Source organism: Streptomyces sporangiiformans (assembly GCF_005768555.2).
In the GTDB taxonomy this organism is placed as follows: Bacteria; Actinomycetota; Actinomycetes; order Streptomycetales; family Streptomycetaceae; genus Streptomyces; species Streptomyces sporangiiformans.
Genome location: NZ_VCHX02000153.1, coordinates 1 through 14,751, shown reverse-complemented (window position 1 = coordinate 14,751; position 14,751 = coordinate 1). Strand labels below are relative to the sequence as shown.

The 14,751-nt window shown below is 69.2% G+C and carries 12 protein-coding genes and 1 pseudogene; 6 read left to right on the top strand and 7 right to left on the bottom strand.

Annotated features, from left to right (window positions below; all coding sequences use genetic code 11):
* Positions 1-20: 20 nt before the first annotated feature.
* From manB to FGD71_RS23865, 5 genes and pseudogenes are all read right to left on the bottom strand, one after another.
* Positions 21-1,094, bottom strand: a pseudogene (manB, locus tag FGD71_RS23885) (mannose-1-phosphate guanylyltransferase); the annotation flags it as partial.
* A gap of 131 nt (positions 1,095-1,225) precedes the next feature.
* Entirely contained in the window at positions 1,226-2,467 is a 1,242-nt protein-coding gene (locus FGD71_RS23880) for a glycoside hydrolase family 113 (RefSeq protein WP_119102563.1), read from the bottom strand.
* 22 nt (positions 2,468-2,489) lie between these two features.
* The gene (locus FGD71_RS23875; RefSeq protein ID WP_119102562.1) at positions 2,490-3,941 is read right to left on the bottom strand and encodes a glycosyltransferase family 2 protein; all 1,452 of its coding nucleotides are present in this window, start codon (positions 3,939-3,941) and stop codon (positions 2,490-2,492) included.
* Between the two features lie 266 nt (positions 3,942-4,207).
* Positions 4,208-5,590, bottom strand: coding sequence for a glycoside hydrolase family 26 protein (locus tag FGD71_RS23870; protein ID WP_162931212.1), 1,383 nt, complete (start codon positions 5,588-5,590; stop codon positions 4,208-4,210).
* A 226-nt stretch (positions 5,591-5,816) separates the two neighbouring features.
* Entirely contained in the window at positions 5,817-6,686 is an 870-nt protein-coding gene (locus tag FGD71_RS23865) for a hypothetical protein (RefSeq protein WP_119102560.1), read from the bottom strand.
* Between the two features lie 363 nt (positions 6,687-7,049).
* On the opposite strand from FGD71_RS23865, the gene rplM reads away from it, so the two are divergent.
* From rplM to glmM, 3 genes are all read left to right on the top strand, one after another.
* Positions 7,050-7,493, top strand: coding sequence for a 50S ribosomal protein L13 (rplM, locus tag FGD71_RS23860; protein WP_119102559.1), 444 nt, complete (start codon positions 7,050-7,052; stop codon positions 7,491-7,493).
* 42 nt (positions 7,494-7,535) lie between these two features.
* Complete coding sequence (rpsI, locus tag FGD71_RS23855; protein ID WP_119102558.1) at positions 7,536-8,057, top strand: 30S ribosomal protein S9; 522 nt, start codon at positions 7,536-7,538, stop codon at positions 8,055-8,057.
* Positions 8,058-8,403: 346 nt separating this feature from the next.
* Positions 8,404-9,762, top strand: a complete 1,359-nt coding sequence (gene glmM, locus FGD71_RS23850; protein ID WP_119102557.1) for a phosphoglucosamine mutase — start codon at positions 8,404-8,406, stop codon at positions 9,760-9,762.
* 18 nt (positions 9,763-9,780) lie between these two features.
* Here the strand turns inward: glmM and FGD71_RS23845 are convergent, their stop codons facing one another.
* Both FGD71_RS23845 and coaA read right to left on the bottom strand, forming a co-directional pair.
* Entirely contained in the window at positions 9,781-10,728 is a 948-nt protein-coding gene (locus tag FGD71_RS23845; protein WP_119102556.1) for a DUF389 domain-containing protein, read from the bottom strand.
* A 20-nt stretch (positions 10,729-10,748) separates the two neighbouring features.
* On the bottom strand, positions 10,749-11,738 hold the full coding sequence (gene coaA, locus FGD71_RS23840) for a type I pantothenate kinase (protein ID WP_119102555.1): 990 nt from the start codon (positions 11,736-11,738) through the stop codon (positions 10,749-10,751).
* Positions 11,739-12,059: 321 nt separating this feature from the next.
* On the opposite strand from coaA, the gene FGD71_RS47490 reads away from it, so the two are divergent.
* The 3 genes from FGD71_RS47490 to FGD71_RS23830 all read left to right on the top strand — a co-directional run bounded on the left by FGD71_RS47490 (position 12,060) and on the right by FGD71_RS23830 (position 14,614).
* Positions 12,060-12,221, top strand: a complete 162-nt coding sequence (locus tag FGD71_RS47490) for a hypothetical protein (protein WP_162931211.1) — start codon at positions 12,060-12,062, stop codon at positions 12,219-12,221.
* A 127-nt stretch (positions 12,222-12,348) separates the two neighbouring features.
* Complete coding sequence (gene glmS, locus FGD71_RS23835; protein ID WP_119102553.1) at positions 12,349-14,196, top strand: glutamine--fructose-6-phosphate transaminase (isomerizing); 1,848 nt, start codon at positions 12,349-12,351, stop codon at positions 14,194-14,196.
* A 49-nt stretch (positions 14,197-14,245) separates the two neighbouring features.
* Positions 14,246-14,614, top strand: a complete 369-nt coding sequence (locus FGD71_RS23830; RefSeq protein ID WP_119102552.1) for a holo-ACP synthase — start codon at positions 14,246-14,248, stop codon at positions 14,612-14,614.
* Positions 14,615-14,751 lie beyond the last annotated feature (137 nt).

Sequence of the window (14,751 nt, the reverse complement as noted above, 5' to 3'; positions counted from 1 at the left end):
GCTGTGCAGGGCCGCGGTGATGCCGATATCCGGACGCCGTGGGCGGGCAGGACGGCGCCGCAGGCGATGCGCAGGCCGGCGGGGAGTTCGTTGCCCTCCGCCACCTCGGCGTGGTCGCCGACGACCACGGCGTCCAGGACACTGCCCTCACCGATGCGGGCGTGCCGTCCCACGACGGAGGCATGCACGCTGGCCCGGGCGGCGATCACGGCGCCGGCCAGCACCACGCTGCCCTCGACGACCGCTCCTTCGCCGACCACTGCCCCGTCGGCCACGACCGTGCCCCCGCTGAGCAGGGCGTCGCGGTGCACCTGGGCACCGGGCAGTACCAGGGCGTCGCCCACCGGGCCGGGCAGCGCCGGGGAGGTGACCCGGCCGCGCACGAGGTCGGCCGAGCCCTGGACGAACGCGGCGGGAGTGCCCAGGTCGAGCCAGTAGCTGTCGTCGACGACTCCGCGCAGATGCGCGCCCGACGCCAGCAGTTCGGGGAAGGTCTCGCGCTCCACGGAGACGACTCGGCCGGCCGGGATACGGTCGAGCACGGATCGGGTGAAGACGTAGCAGCCCGCGTTGATCTGGTCGGTGATGATCTCTTCGGGGGTCTGGGGCTTCTCCAGGAACGCCTGGACGCGGCCCTCGGCGTCGGTGGGGACCAGGCCGAACGCACGGGGATCGGCCACCCGCTTCAGATGCAGGGTGACATCCGCTCCCGAGGCGCGGTGACCGTCCCGCAGGGCGGCGATGTCCACGCCGGAGAGGATGTCGCCGTTGAACACCAGCACCGGCTCGTCGGGGCCGCTGCGCAGCCGCTCGGCGGCGTTCCGGATGGCTCCGCCGGTGCCGAGTGCCGTCTCCTCGGTGACGTACTCCAGTTCCAGGCCGAGACCGGCGCCGTCCCCGAACTCCTCCTCGAAGAGTTCCGCCAGGTAGGAGGTCGCGAAAACGATCCGGGTGACCCCTGCGGCCGCCGCGCGGGCCAGTTGGTGCGTGAGGAACGGCACCCCGGCCACCGGCAGCAGCGGCTTGGGCGTGTGACTGGTCAGGGGCCGCAGCCGGGTGCCCTGACCGCCGACGAGAAGGATCGCTTCAGTCATTGTCGTGTCCGCCTTGTGTCGCGGGACTAGATGGAGAGTGGCGCGTGGGGGTGCTCCATCGCTCGGGTGGGTGGTGTGGGGGAGGGGAACTGCGTCAGAGGAACTGCGTCAGGGGGATCAGGGAAACTGCGTCAGGGCGAGGCCGCGTTGCCCGGCCCGGCGTAGTTTGAGGTGAAACAGGCCTTGACGGCCTTCTCCGTCTTGGGCCGTCCGGCGAAGTCGAGCCGGGACTGCTTCTTGTCGTTGGGCTTGGTGTTCGGGTTGTCGTCGAAGTAGATCGACCACCAGTACACGCCGGACATCTTTCGCTCCCGGACGACCCGGCAGACAGCGGTGTACCAGTTCGCCTGCACCTGCGGGTTGACGGTCCGCTTGGTGTAGAAGTCGCCGGGAGCGTCGTACGCGCCGTTCATCGCGCCGATGCCGGCCTCGGCGAGGGTGATCTTCGGCAGCGGACCGGTGGCCTTCCGGTCCAGCCACTTCTGCCATCCCTTGACGAGGGTGTCCACCGACGCGTCGTCGTCGGCCTCGACCGGGAAGTAGGCATCGACACCGAGGTGGTTGACGGGCATGTTGACGGGGCCCTGGACGTACGCGTCCCAGTTCGAGTCGTACGCGACCTCGCCGCCGAAGAGCTTCTCGGCATCGTCCACGAGCCCGTCCCAGTGGGCGTCTCCCTCCATGGAGTTCAGCTCGGTGCCGATGACGAAGGTGGTCGCCTTCTCGTTCTCCGCGACCTTCAGATACGGGGTCAGGAACTTCTGGTAGGAGGCGAACCACGCGCCCCGGCCTGCGGGTTTGATGTTTCCGCGCCAGCCGGTCGGAGGGTCGAGGGACTTCTCGTCCATGAGGGGCCGGACGGTGGTGCGCAGCCCGGCCTCGTGGAAGATCCGCAGCACATGGCCGAGGCGCTCGGGGGTCGGGGTCTTGTCGCCGTGGGCGATCTTCGTCGAGGAGCGGTTGCCCGTGTAGAACGGGAAGGTCACGCTGACGGAGTTGGCGTGGAGGCCGACCAGGTAGTCGGCGTGCAGCCGGGCCTGCTTCTCGACGTACTTCAGGGAGTGGTCGGGGTTGTCCTCCCAGTACACCTGCACGCCCCACTGCGGCATGCCCTTCTTCCACTCCTTGTCCACCTTGTCGACCTTGGCGGTGCCCGTGGTGGGTGACGACGATCCGCCCGACGCGGTCGTGCCGTCGCGCTCCGGTGAGCCGGCGGACGGCCCGCCGTCATCGCCGTTGAGTACGAGACGCGGGATGGCCGAGCCTGATTCCCAGCGCAGCGGGTGGTCGCCGACGACGAAGGGAACGGCGACCACGGAGGAGATGACGACAACGGGGAACACGGCGAGCAGAGGAAGTCGGGCGCGTTTCATGGGAGTCGGGATCTCTTCCGGGTCAGGCGGGCTTGGCGATGACGACGAACTTGTTCTCCTCGCGGCGCAGGAACTTCAGGAAGCCCTTGAATCCGCCGAGTCCTTCGAGGAGGGAGAACAGCGGCAGCATGAGGAGGACCGCGAACGGCTCCCACCACTTGCGCCTGCCGTTCGCCGAGGCGATCGCGTTGAGCCGCAGTCCTTCCCAGTACGCCCAGATGACGTACGCGAAGCTGATGGACCACAGCACGACGACGGACTGGGTCACGGGAGAGGTGTTGAGGTCGCCGATGAGCCACCCCATGATCAGGATGGCGCCGACGTGCTGCAGGGGTCCCAGGATCCAGCTGGTGACGCAGATCGTGAGGAACCAGCGGTAGCGCAGCGGCACCTTGCGGTTGAAGCAGAGGGCGACCAGGCCCCAGGCCCAGCGTTCGCGCTGCTTGATGAAGTCCTTGGCGTTGGCCGGTGAGGCGCCGTAGCAGCGGCCGTTGAACCAGTCGCTGCGGCCCGGGTAGCGGCGGCAGAAGGTCAGCGCGAGCCGGGCGTCCTCGACGATCTCCTTGGGGCCGAAGTCCCACCCGATCTCGGCCTCGATGGAGGCCCGCAGCACCAGCAGCTCACCGTGCACGCCCGCGGCGGGGGTGCCGAGGCCGGTGAAGGCGCGGAAGCGCGCGATGTCGTCGGCGGGACGAATGGCGTCGGCGAACCAGGTGAACAGGCTCACCGCGTTCTCCCGCGGGTAGGTGAGGATGCCCTGGGCCATGTGCTTGACCTCGTCGGGGGTCGCGCGGCGCTGGCGGTTGATGAACTGGGAGAGGGACGCGGCGGTGTCGGGGCCGACACCGGTGTCGTCGTCCATGTGCAGCACCCAGACGTTCTCCAGGGCCTCGCCCTCGTCGATGCGCAGCTCGTGGGCGTAGTTGTTGGCGCGGGCCTTGAAGCGGGTGCCGTTCTTGGTCTGGTAGGCCTTCGGGACCGTGACCACGCGGATCAGCGGGTGACTGGCGGCCAGCGTGTCGATCCGCTCGGTGGCCTCGCAGCCCTCCTCGGTGAGGACGTCCACGCGCATGTACGGGAACCACTTCGGGAGGTGCTCCACGTACGAGAGGACGGACCGCTCCAGGGCGGGATAGGTGTCGTGCCGGCCGATGGTGGGGACGAGCACGATCAGGAAGTCCTGCTCCACCGGGGCGGGCGGGGTCATCAGGTGGGTCTTGCGGGCCCGGCGGCGGATCAGGATGAAGCCCTGCACGGAGACGAGCACGCCGGGCACCGGCAGGGCCCAGGCGATGGTGATCAGCCAGGCGAGCGGCGAGTCGGTGGGCGTGTAGGACCACAGGCTGAAGAAGAGCAGGATCACCAACGGAATCAGGAACGGCAGGATCCCTGGCCTCCATGCCGCGGTGCGCTTCGCGAGCTTCGCGTTGTGCCGGGAGTGTGAGGCACCCCCGTCGACCAGTGTCGATGCCATGTCGGCTACAGGCTCTTCCGTGAGATCGGCGGCGCCGAGCGGCAAGCCGTGCACGGAAGTTGGGAAACGCGACATGACGTCGCGTCGAACGACTGCCCCACCCCGGGCCTTGCGGATTGCCCCTCGACGTCTTCTTCGGCGTCACGGCCAGCTCAGATGCCCCCCCGGGCGTCTTTCAACCCCGGCCGTACAGGTAGACGAATCCTGCCACGGTTGTGTGCGCGAACAAACAGTTGTGAGCAAGTTGTGTTTGAAAGGTAACCACGTCAGGTCTTGTTTAGTGATCGCCAGTCAAATCCCGACTTACCGCCGTCGCTACCCGTGATGACCTGCGGAGAGCTGTATGTCCGCTTCATGTCGGCAGGGGTGTTCTTGCCGCGCGGCGAAGAGATGTTGTCGTATGTGAGTGATTGACCCCACACCGTCCACAGGACCCAGGGCGTCTTGGAAAGTGTTCGCTTTTGATCGGAATTAAGTGGTACGTGGAAGGACTCGGCCATGACGCGGGGCTTCCTGTACTGCTCCAGGCCGCGGTACCAGAACTCGGTCCAGCGCTCGCCGCGGAAGGGGCGGGAGGGGGTGTCGCTGTAGTCGTCGACGCCCACGATGTCGACGTACCGCTCGCCGGGGTAGTACTTCCACGGCTCCAGTCCGAAGTGGCCGTCCCAGGAGTTGGGTGTCCAGACGAAGATCAGGTTGTGCAGGCCACGGCTGCCGACGAGGTAGTCGTAGGTGATCCGCCAGAGCTTCCGGTACGCCGCCGGGTCCTGCGCCGCCCACCAGAAACCGTCCTTGTCGGCGGCCGTGTTCATCTCGTGGTACGGGCGCAGCAGTACCGGCACTCCGCGCTCGGAGAGGTACTGGAGGTGGTCGGCGAGATAGCCGAGGTCGTACAGCAGGTCCTTGTGCTCGGCGCTGCCCTGGGTGACCACGCGGGCGAACCAGCCGGAGTCCTGCGCGCCCGGCGAGTTGTGGCGCAGCGTCTGTTCGTAGCCCTTGACGGGGCTGCCCGGGTAGGGCTGGTGGAAGGAGAAGCCGACGATGCCCGCCGGTCCGCCGCCGTTGTGCGGCAGGCTCACTTCCGTGCCCGACGAGCAGTCCTGGCGGGTGCCGGAGGGGTTGTACGAGCCGTCCTCCGGGCGCGGCAGCCCCGCCCACACTCCGACGGCCAGGTCCACCGCGTCATCGGCGTACCCCCAGTGCGGGCGGCAGCCCGGCCACGACGAGCGCGAGTACGAGCGCGTCTCGCCCACCGCCCAGCCCTGCTCGTGGTAGCCGGGGCCGAGGTCCACCTCCACGAAACCGGGGAGATGGCCGGTGATGTCGCGGGCCTTGCCGTAGTAGTAGCCGGGCTGCTTGGTGCCCCGGTAGTCGCCGTACTCCGGGTTGTACCGCTCGTTGTGCAGTTCGACGTGCTGGCCGATCACGGTGCGGGTCGCCCTGCCGCGGCGCGCGTCGTTCTCGAGGCCGGCCAGCATCGCGTACACCCGGCGCGCGGCGGGCGTCGCCTCTGGGTCCCGCTCGCCCAGGTCCGTCGGGACGAGCCGGGATTTCAGCCTGGCGTCCCCGGACCGGGTCGCCCACAGCGTGAGCGGGGCGAGCAGGGCGCCGGAGACTCCGGCCCCTATGAGCTGGACTCGCCCTCGCATACGCATTCTTTTCCGCCCCTGCTAGACATCCCCTGCCGAGATTCTGCCTGCTCGAACAGCCGACTCGGGGACCAGATCCACGCGGCCTCGGCGAGAGGCCGCGCGACGGCCGAGGCGGGGAGGGGCGGGCGGTCGCCTGTCGGGTGCAGCGTCTGGGGGGTGGAGCCTGCGGGTTGCAGCGCCCATGGCCCGCCCGTGGGGTGCACCCGCCTGTGGGGTGCACCGCCTACTGGTTCGCCGCTGCTGACGCCTGGGCCTCGCCGCGGCGGCGGATCTGGCGGAAGGTGAACTCGCCGAGGTCGTCACCCGTGGTGAAGACCTTGGAGTCCTTCGGTACGACGTCCTTGCCGTCGGTGAAGCCGGCGACCGTGAAGTAGGCGTAGCGCCCGTACGAGTTGGTCGTCGAGCGGCAGATCGCCGAGCGGCAGAAGTCGGGGACGCCGGACCCCGACAGCGACTGGACGACGCTCTTGTTGTCGGCGTCGTTCTTCGCCTTGGTCGCCTTGGCCTCGGTCTCGAAGACGGCCACGCCGACCGTCACCGCCACGCCGTCCAGGGAGTAGGTGACGCGCATGAGGCGGTCGCAGTCGTTCTTGGTGAGAACCGCCCCGAGCGTGCCCTGGGCAGCCGACGCGCAGTTCTTCGTGGACGCGACCGCGCCCTTCTTGTAGACGGTCTCGCCCATCGTCAGCCGCGTACCGGGGAAGAGGGTCTCCGGGCTGAGCGGAGCCGTGTCCTTCTTCGCGCTGGAGACGAAGTCCTTCGGGTCCAGCGGGGGAGGCGCCGAGGTCTCCGCGAACGACGGGCCGGGGCCCGTGGTGTCCGGCGGGATGTCCGTGCTCGCGGGGAGGTCGGAGGCAGGCTTGTTCGACGCCTGGCCGTTCCCGTCGGCCGAGACCACGGCCACGGCGACGGCCGCGCCGATCGCGACCGTGGCGAGCGCGCCGCCGCCGACCAGCAGCAGCCTGCGGCGCCGGTTGCGCGACTCGGACGCCTCGGCGAGCGCCGCCCAGTCCGGGGTCTGGCGTCCCCACTGCGGCGGCTGAGAACCCGATCCCCCGGGACCCCACTGGGGTCCCCCCTGCCCAAAGCTCATGGGGCGCATCTTAGTCGGGACAACACGTGTAATCGTCCGCCTCGCGCACCACTTGAGCCCCAGGCGTGACATGAGGACGCGAGCGCCGCCCCGTTCCCAGCCCGGCAGAGGGCTCCACCGTCACCCCCCGTCGGCCCTGCTGTCAGCCGTTTTGACCCGTACAGGGCTCCGAAGCTATTGTTGCTGTTCGTTATGTGTATTGGCTTGCTCATTCTCACGTGAGGGGCCCTTACACCGGTCCACCGGGACCGATGACCAGCGATCTGCATGCGGTTGCGTCGCCGCCGTGCGGTCAGGGCTGTCGTGATCGTCCGTGGTGGCCTTGTCAGGACCCATTCACTGCAGAAGCGAAGGCTACGAACCGTGCGTACGTACAGCCCCAAGCCCGGCGACATCACTCGCCAGTGGCACGTCATCGATGCCCGGGACGTCGTTCTCGGGCGTCTGGCGACCACCGCCGCCACCCTTCTGCGGGGCAAGCACAAGCCGATCTACGCCCCGCACGTCGACGCTGGTGACTTCGTCATCATCATCAACGCGGACAAGGTGCACCTGTCCGGCAACAAGCGGACCCAGAAGATGGCCTACCGCCACTCCGGGTACCCGGGTGGTCTGCGCTCCGTCCGCTACGACGAGCTGCTGGACAAGAACCCCGAGAAAGCGGTCGAGAAGGCCGTCAAGGGCATGCTCCCGAAGAACTCCCTGGGCCGTCAGATGCTCTCGAAGCTGAAGGTGTACGCGGGCGAGAACCACCCGCACGCCGCTCAGCAGCCGGTCCCGTTCGAGATCACCCAGGTCGCGCAGTAAGTCCGGCCACCCCTAAGACCAGAAGAGAATCTGAGGAGAATCGTGGCCGAGACCACCGCTGAGCAGCCGGTCGAAGAGACTGAGCTGGTCGACATCGAGCAGTACACCACCGAGTCCGAGGTCCCCGTCGAGGGCGAGTACACCTCGGAGTCCCTTGCCTCCCGCTTCGGTGAGCCGCAGCCGGCCGCCGGACTGGGCCGTCGCAAGAACGCCATCGCCCGCGTCCGGATCGTCCCGGGCACCGGCAAGTGGAAGATCAACGGTCGCACCCTTGAGGACTACTTCCCCAACAAGGTGCACCAGCAGGAAGTCAACGAGCCCTTCAAGGTGCTCGAGCTCGAGGGCCGCTACGACGTCGTCGCCCGCATCGCGGGTGGCGGTGTCTCCGGCCAGGCCGGCGCCCTGCGCCTCGGTGTGGCCCGCGCCCTGAACGAGGCGGACGTGGACAACAACCGCGGCGCCCTGAAGAAGGCCGGCTTCCTCCGTCGCGACGACCGTGCGGTCGAGCGCAAGAAGGCCGGTCTGAAGAAGGCCCGCAAGGCCCCGCAGTACAGCAAGCGCTAACGCTCCGCTCGGAGGCCGGTTATCCACTGCGGGTCCGTTGTGGCTGGTCGCGCAGTTCCCCGCGCCCCTTCGGGGCGCGGTACCGTACCGGACTTCGACGAGTGCGCTTAGTTGCTCTCGCTGCCTGTACGCAGCATCGCCCCGGCGGCACATCCCTGTGCCGCCGGGGCGTTCGTTTACGGCGGGTGGCACTTATCAGGGCCTTACGCCACCGATTCACGGTCTTATGCCACCGATTCGCATGATTTCGACAGTCTGGGAATGAGGCCCGGGGGATATACCTGGCTGAGGCACACCTGGACACTCGGCATGAGCCGCAATTTCTGAACATGTTCGGAGGACACCAGTGGGACGACTCTTCGGCACGGACGGCGTGCGCGGTGTCGCCAACGCGGACCTGACGGCTGAGCTGGCGCTCGGCCTGTCCGTCGCGGCGGCGCACGTACTGGCCGAGGCGGGCACCTTCGAGGGTCACCGGCCCACGGCGGTGGTCGGGCGGGACCCGCGGGCGTCCGGGGAGTTCCTGGAGGCCGCCGTGGTCGCCGGCCTCGCCAGCGCGGGCGTGGACGTCCTGCGCGTCGGCGTGCTGCCGACGCCCGCCGTGGCGTACCTCACCGGCGCGCTCGGCGCCGACCTCGGCGTGATGCTCTCCGCCAGCCACAACGCCATGCCCGACAACGGCATCAAGTTCTTCGCGCGCGGCGGCCACAAGCTCGCGGACGAACTGGAGAACAAGATCGAGGGCGTGTACGAGGAGCACCGCACCGGAGCTCCCTGGGACCGCCCGACGGGTGGCGGGGTCGGCCGCGTGCGGTCCTACGACGAGGGCGCCGACCAGTACGTCGCGCATCTGACCGGTGTGCTGCCGAACCGCCTCGACGGGATCAAGGTCGTCCTCGACGAGGCGCACGGCGCGGCCGCCCGGGTCTCGCCCGAGGCCTTCGAACGGGCGGGCGCCCAGGTCGTCACCATCGGTGCCGAGCCGGACGGCCTGAACATCAACGACGGGTGCGGCTCCACGCACCTGGACCTGCTGAAGGCCGCCGTCGTCGAGCACGGCGCCGACCTGGGCATCGCGCACGACGGCGACGCCGACCGCTGCCTCGCCGTGGACCACACGGGCACCGAGGTCGACGGGGACCAGATCCTGGCCGTCCTCGCGCTGGCGATGCGGGAGCGCTCCGCGCTGCGCTCCGACACCGTCGTCGCGACCGTCATGTCCAACCTGGGCTTCAAGCTGGCCATGGAGCGCGAGGGGCTGTCGCTGGTCCAGACGGCGGTCGGCGACCGTTACGTGCTGGAGGAGATGAAGGAGCACGACTACGCGCTCGGCGGCGAGCAGTCCGGGCACGTGATCATCCTCGACCACGCGACCACCGGCGACGGCACGCTGACCGGCCTGCTCCTTGCGGCGCGGGTCGCCCAGACGGGGCGTACGCTCCAGGACCTCGCGTCCGTCATGGAGCGGCTGCCGCAGGTGCTGATCAACGTGCCCGACGTCGACCGGTCGCGAGTGAAGACCTCCACCGAGCTGGCGGCCGCGGTCGCCGAGGCCGAGCGCGAACTCGGTTCCACGGGGCGGGTGTTGCTGCGCCCGTCGGGCACCGAGCCGCTGGTGCGCGTGATGGTCGAGGCCGCGGACCTCGACCAGGCGAGGTCGGTCGCCGGGCGGCTGGCGGACGTGGTGAAGTCCGCGCTGGGCTAGGCCCCGCGGACCTGGCTCCTACACCTTGAGTTTCTTGGCGGTGCGTTCACGCTGCTTGGCCCAGTGCAGCTTCTGGGCGAGCAGGGTGAGCGTGCCGGCGAGGACGATGCCCAGCAAGTTCAGGAGCAGTTGCTCGGTGGAGCCCCAGGTCTGTTTCGTGTCGCCGTAGCTCAGGGCCACCGCCGCGTTGGCGGCTGCCGGGACGGTCGTCACGGAGATCGCGACCCCGACCAGCGCACCCGATTTGGCCGACGTCAGCGAGAGCGTGCCGGCGATGCCCGCGAGGGCGGCCACGATGAAGGAGAACCAGTCGGGGGCGTAGATGAAGGCCGTGTTGGGCCGATCGCCGTTCAGCAGATCCTGGCTGAAGAGGTCGATCGAGTCCATGAAGAGGCTGAAGACGACCGTCACCGCCATGGCGATGGCGAAGCCCACCAGCAGCGCCGTCAGCGAGCGCAGCGCCAGCCGCGGGGCGCGCCGCACCAGTGCCGTGCATATCCCGGCCAGCGGACCGAACTCCGGGCCGACCGCCATCGCGCCCACGATCAGGATCGCGTTGTCGAGGACCACGCCGCAGGCCGCGATCATCGTGGCGAGCGTGAGGAACGCGACGTACGTGATGGAGAGCGTCGACTCCTCGTGGGTCGCGTCCGCCAGCTGCTCCCACAGCACCGCGTCCGCGCCTTCGCCCGGCGCGTCCTCCTTCGCCTTCTCGGCGCGCTTCGACAGCGACAGGTCGATGTTCTCGACAGCGATCGATCCGCCCTCGCCGAGGCCCAGCGCCCTGAGTTCGGCGAGCAGTTCGTCGCCCGCCTCGCGTGCGACGTCGCACATCACCACGTCACCCGGTGGGTTGTGGGCCGCGCCCGGCAGCACCACGAGGTGGGCGGTGCCGACCGTCTTCTCGATCAGGCGCACCACCTCGTCCGTCGTGTCGGCCGGGGTGATCAGACGTAGGTGGAGCACAGCTGTCTCTCTTCTGTCTTCTACAGCTTGCGCAGGCTCAGGCGCTGCACTTTGTGGTCGGGGCCCTTGCGCAGGACAAGGGCGGCGCGCCCGCGCGTGGGGGCCACGTTCTCCAGGAGGTTGGGCTTGTTGATGGTGCGCCAGGTCGTGCGGGCGTAGTCGAGCGCCTCCTCCTCGGAGACCTGGGTGTACTTGCGGAAGTACGAGGACGGGTTCTGGAAGGCCGTCTCGCGGAGTTTGCGGAAACGATTCAGGTACCAGCGCTCGATGTCCTCAGGCCGGGCGTCGACGTACACGCTGAAGTCGAAGTAGTCGGCGAGGCCGACGCGGGTGCGGCCGTCCTTGCCCGGGAGGGCGGGCTGCAGGACGTTCAGGCCCTCGACGATCAGGATGTCGGGGCGGCGCACGGTGAGCAGTTGGCCCGGCACGATGTCGTAGATGAGGTGCGAGTAGACGGGCGCGGTCACCTCGTCCTTGCCGGCCTTGATGTCCGCGACGAAGCGGGTCAGGGCCCGCCGGTCGTACGACTCGGGGAAGCCCTTGCGGGACAGCAGGCCGCGGTCCTGGAGCTCCTTGGTGGGCAGCAGGAAGCCGTCCGTGGTGACCAGCTCCACGCGCGGGTGCTCGGGCCAGCGGGACAGCAGTGCCTGCAGGAGACGGGCGACGGTCGACTTGCCGACCGCCACGGAACCCGCGACCCCTATGACGAACGGGGTGCCGGACTGGGAGCCCTGCTCGCCCAGGAACGTGTTGAGGGCGCTCCGGAGGCCGTCGGTGGCCCCGACGTACAGATTCAGCAGCCGGGACAGCGGCAGGTAGATGTCCCGTACCTCGTCGAGGTCGATGACATCCCCCAGGCCGCGCAGCTTCTCGACCTCCTCGGCGGTCAGCGGGAGCGGCGTCTTCTCGCGCAGCGCGCTCCACTCGGCACGGGTGAGGTCGACGTAGGGAGTCGCCTCCGGCCTGGACCGGTGGGCGCTCCGCGGCAACGAGGAGACCGAAGAGATCACAGTCCATTGTTACGGGAGTACCGCGGAGGCGACGGGTGGGGTCCGTCACGTCTGTGCGTTCTACACGCGTCCCGAGGTCTAGACCTGGAGGTCAGGCGGGGATAGCGTCCCTCCCGCCATCCGGGAGCGAGCCGCCTCCTGGAGCGTTGGGGGTTGGGAGTGGCCATGTCCGTTCGTTCCCGTATGCGTGGATTTGTGGGCAGACACAGACCCGGGGTGAGGATCGGGGCCCGAGCCCGAGCCCGTGCCGTGGCCGGAGCCGGGGGGCAGGTCGGGGTCGGGGTCGGGGTCGGAGGCCCGGCGGTGGATGTGGAGGGCCGTGTGTGCAGCGAACTGGCCGCCGATCTGCCGGACGAGGACCTGGGGGAGTACCTCTACGACTGCATCGACCTGTACGAGATGGGCAGCAAACCGCGCTGCGAGGAAGTGGAGTACCTGGAGCTCGTACAGGAGGCGATCGAGCGCGTCGAGCGGGGGCGCTAGAGGCTGAGGGCCGGCTGGGGCTCCAGGGTCAGAAGTGCGGCGCTGGGGGCAGAGGTACGGGGGCGGAGGGCTGAGGAGCGAGTGCGGGTGAGGGGCGGACGGCGAGGGTGCGCCGTAGGCTGCCCGCATGTGCGGAATCGTGGGTTACGTGGGGGCGCAGGCGGCGCTCGACGTGGTGATGGCCGGACTGAAACGGCTGGAGTACCGGGGGTACGACTCGGCCGGCGTCGCGATCCTGGCCGACGGAGGGATGGCCGCGGCGAAGAAGGCCGGGAAGCTGGCCAACCTGGAGAAGGAGCTGGGCGACCGGCCGTTGCCGACCGGGACCACCGGGATCGGGCACACGCGGTGGGCCACGCACGGCGGGCCGACCGACGCCAACGCGCATCCGCATCTCGACAACGCGGGGCGCGTGGCCGTCGTGCACAACGGGATCATCGAGAACTTCGCCTGTCTGCGAGCCGAGTTGGCGGAGCGGGGGCACACGCTCGCCTCCGAGACGGACACCGAGGTCGTCGCGCATCTGCTGGCCGAGGAGTACTCGGCGTGCGCCGATCCGGCCGAGGCGATGCGGCTGGTGTGCCGGCGGCTGGAGGGGGCCTTCACGCTGGTGGCCGTACACGCCGATGAGCCGGATGTGGTGGTGGGGGCGCGGCGGAACTCGCCGCTGGTGGTGGGCGTGGGAGACGGCGAGTCCTTTCTCGCCTCGGACGTCGCCGCGTTCATCGCGCACACGCGGTCGGCGATCGAGCTGGGGCAGGACCAGGTGGTGGAGTTGCGCCGGGACGGCGTGACGGTCACCGGCTTCGACGGGCGGCCGGCCGAGGTGCGGTCGTACCACGTCGACTGGGACGCCTCGGCGGCCGAAATGGGCGGCTATGACTACTTCATGCTCAAGGAGATCGCCGAGCAGCCCAAGGCCGTCGCCGATACGTTGCTCGGGCGGATCGATCCGGCCGGGTCACTGACGCTCGATGAGGTGCGGATTCCTCCCGGAGTGCTGCGGGAGGTCGACAAGGTCGTCGTCGTGGCGTGCGGGACGGCCTTTCACGCCGGGCTGATCGCCAAGTACGCGATCGAGCACTGGACGCGGATTCCGTGCGAGGTGGAGCTGGCGAGCGAGTTCCGGTACCGGGATCCGATTCTGGATCCGCGGTCGCTGGTGATCGCCATCTCGCAGTCCGGCGAGACCATGGACACGCTGATGGCGTTGCGGCACGCACGAGAGCAGGGCTCCAGGGTGCTGGCGATCTGCAACACCAACGGTTCGACGATTCCACGCGAGTCGGACGCGGTGCTCTACACGCGTGCGGGGCCCGAGGTCGCGGTGGCCTCCACCAAGGCGTTTCTGACACAGCTCGTGGCCTGCTACCTGGTGGCCCTGTATCTGGGCCAGGTGCGGGGCACCAAGTGGGGGGACGAGATCAGGGCCGTCGTCCGGGACCTGGCGGAGATCTCCGGTGCGGTCCAGCGGGTGCTGGAGACGATGGAGCCGGTGCGGGAGCTGGCGCGGTCGCTCGCCGGCAAGGGCACGGTGCTGTTCCTGGGGCGGCACGTGGGGTATCCGGTCGCGCTGGAGGGCGCGCTGAAGCTCAAGGAACTCGCGTACATGCACGCCGAGGGGTTCGCGGCGGGGGAGTTGAAGCACGGGCCGATCGCGTTGATCGAGGAGGATCTGCCGGTGGTCGTCGTCGTGCCGTCGCCGCGGGGGAGGTCGGTGCTGCACGACAAGATCGTGTCGAACATTCAGGAGATCCGGGCGCGGGGAGCCAGGACGATCGTGATCGCGGAGGAGGGCGACGAGACGGTCGTTCCGTACGCGGACCATCTGATCCGTGTTCCCGCGACGCCGACGCTTCTTCAGCCCCTGGTGACCACCGTGCCGTTGCAGGTCTTCGCCTGCGAGCTGGCCACGGCTCGGGGGAACGAGGTGGATCAGCCGCGGAATCTGGCGAAGTCGGTGACGGTGGAGTGACCTGGTGACGGTGGAGTGACCTGGTGACTGGTGGAGTGAGAGTGGCCTTGTGATCATTGGGGTGGGGATCGACGTTGCCGAGATCGATCGGTTCCGGGCGTCGCTGGAGCGGACACCCGGACTGGCCGAACGGCTTTTCCTGGAGCGCGAGTTGCTGCTGCCCAGCGGGGAGCGGCGCGGATTCGCCTCGCTCGCGGCCCGGTTCGCCGCGAAGGAGGCGGTGGCCAAGGCGCTCGGGGCGCCTGGTGGGCTGCACTGGACCGACGCGGAGGTGTACGTCGAGGACAGTGGGCAGCCGCGGTTGCGCGTACGCGGGACGGTGGCGGCGCGGGCTGCCGAGCTGGGGGTGCGGTCGTGGCATGTGTCGCTGAGCCATGACGCGGGGGTGGCTTCGGCGGTGGTGGTGGCAGAGGGCTAGTCGCTCCGCGTTGTCGCTGCCGCTGGGTGGGGTGGTGGGGTGGTGGGGTGGTGTGTGGGTCGGGGTCGTGTGCCGGTGCGTCCGCCCGTCGCCGCGGGGGCGTACGGCCCGGTGTTGGTACAGCGTGCGGGTTTCCT

What these genes read in the sequence shown, in the direction of transcription:
- glmS (WP_119102553.1), top strand. Translation starts at nt 12,349, where the DNA reads ATGTGCGGAATCGTGGGTTACGTGGGGGCGCAGGCGGCGCTCGACGTG.
- FGD71_RS23870 (WP_162931212.1), bottom strand. Translation starts at nt 5,590, where the DNA reads ATGCGAGGGCGAGTCCAGCTCATAGGGGCCGGAGTCTCCGGCGCCCTG.
- FGD71_RS23880 (WP_119102563.1), bottom strand. Translation starts at nt 2,467, where the DNA reads ATGAAACGCGCCCGACTTCCTCTGCTCGCCGTGTTCCCCGTTGTCGTC.
- FGD71_RS23865 (WP_119102560.1), bottom strand. Translation starts at nt 6,686, where the DNA reads ATGAGCTTTGGGCAGGGGGGACCCCAGTGGGGTCCCGGGGGATCGGGT.
- FGD71_RS23875 (WP_119102562.1), bottom strand. Translation starts at nt 3,941, where the DNA reads ATGGCATCGACACTGGTCGACGGGGGTGCCTCACACTCCCGGCACAAC.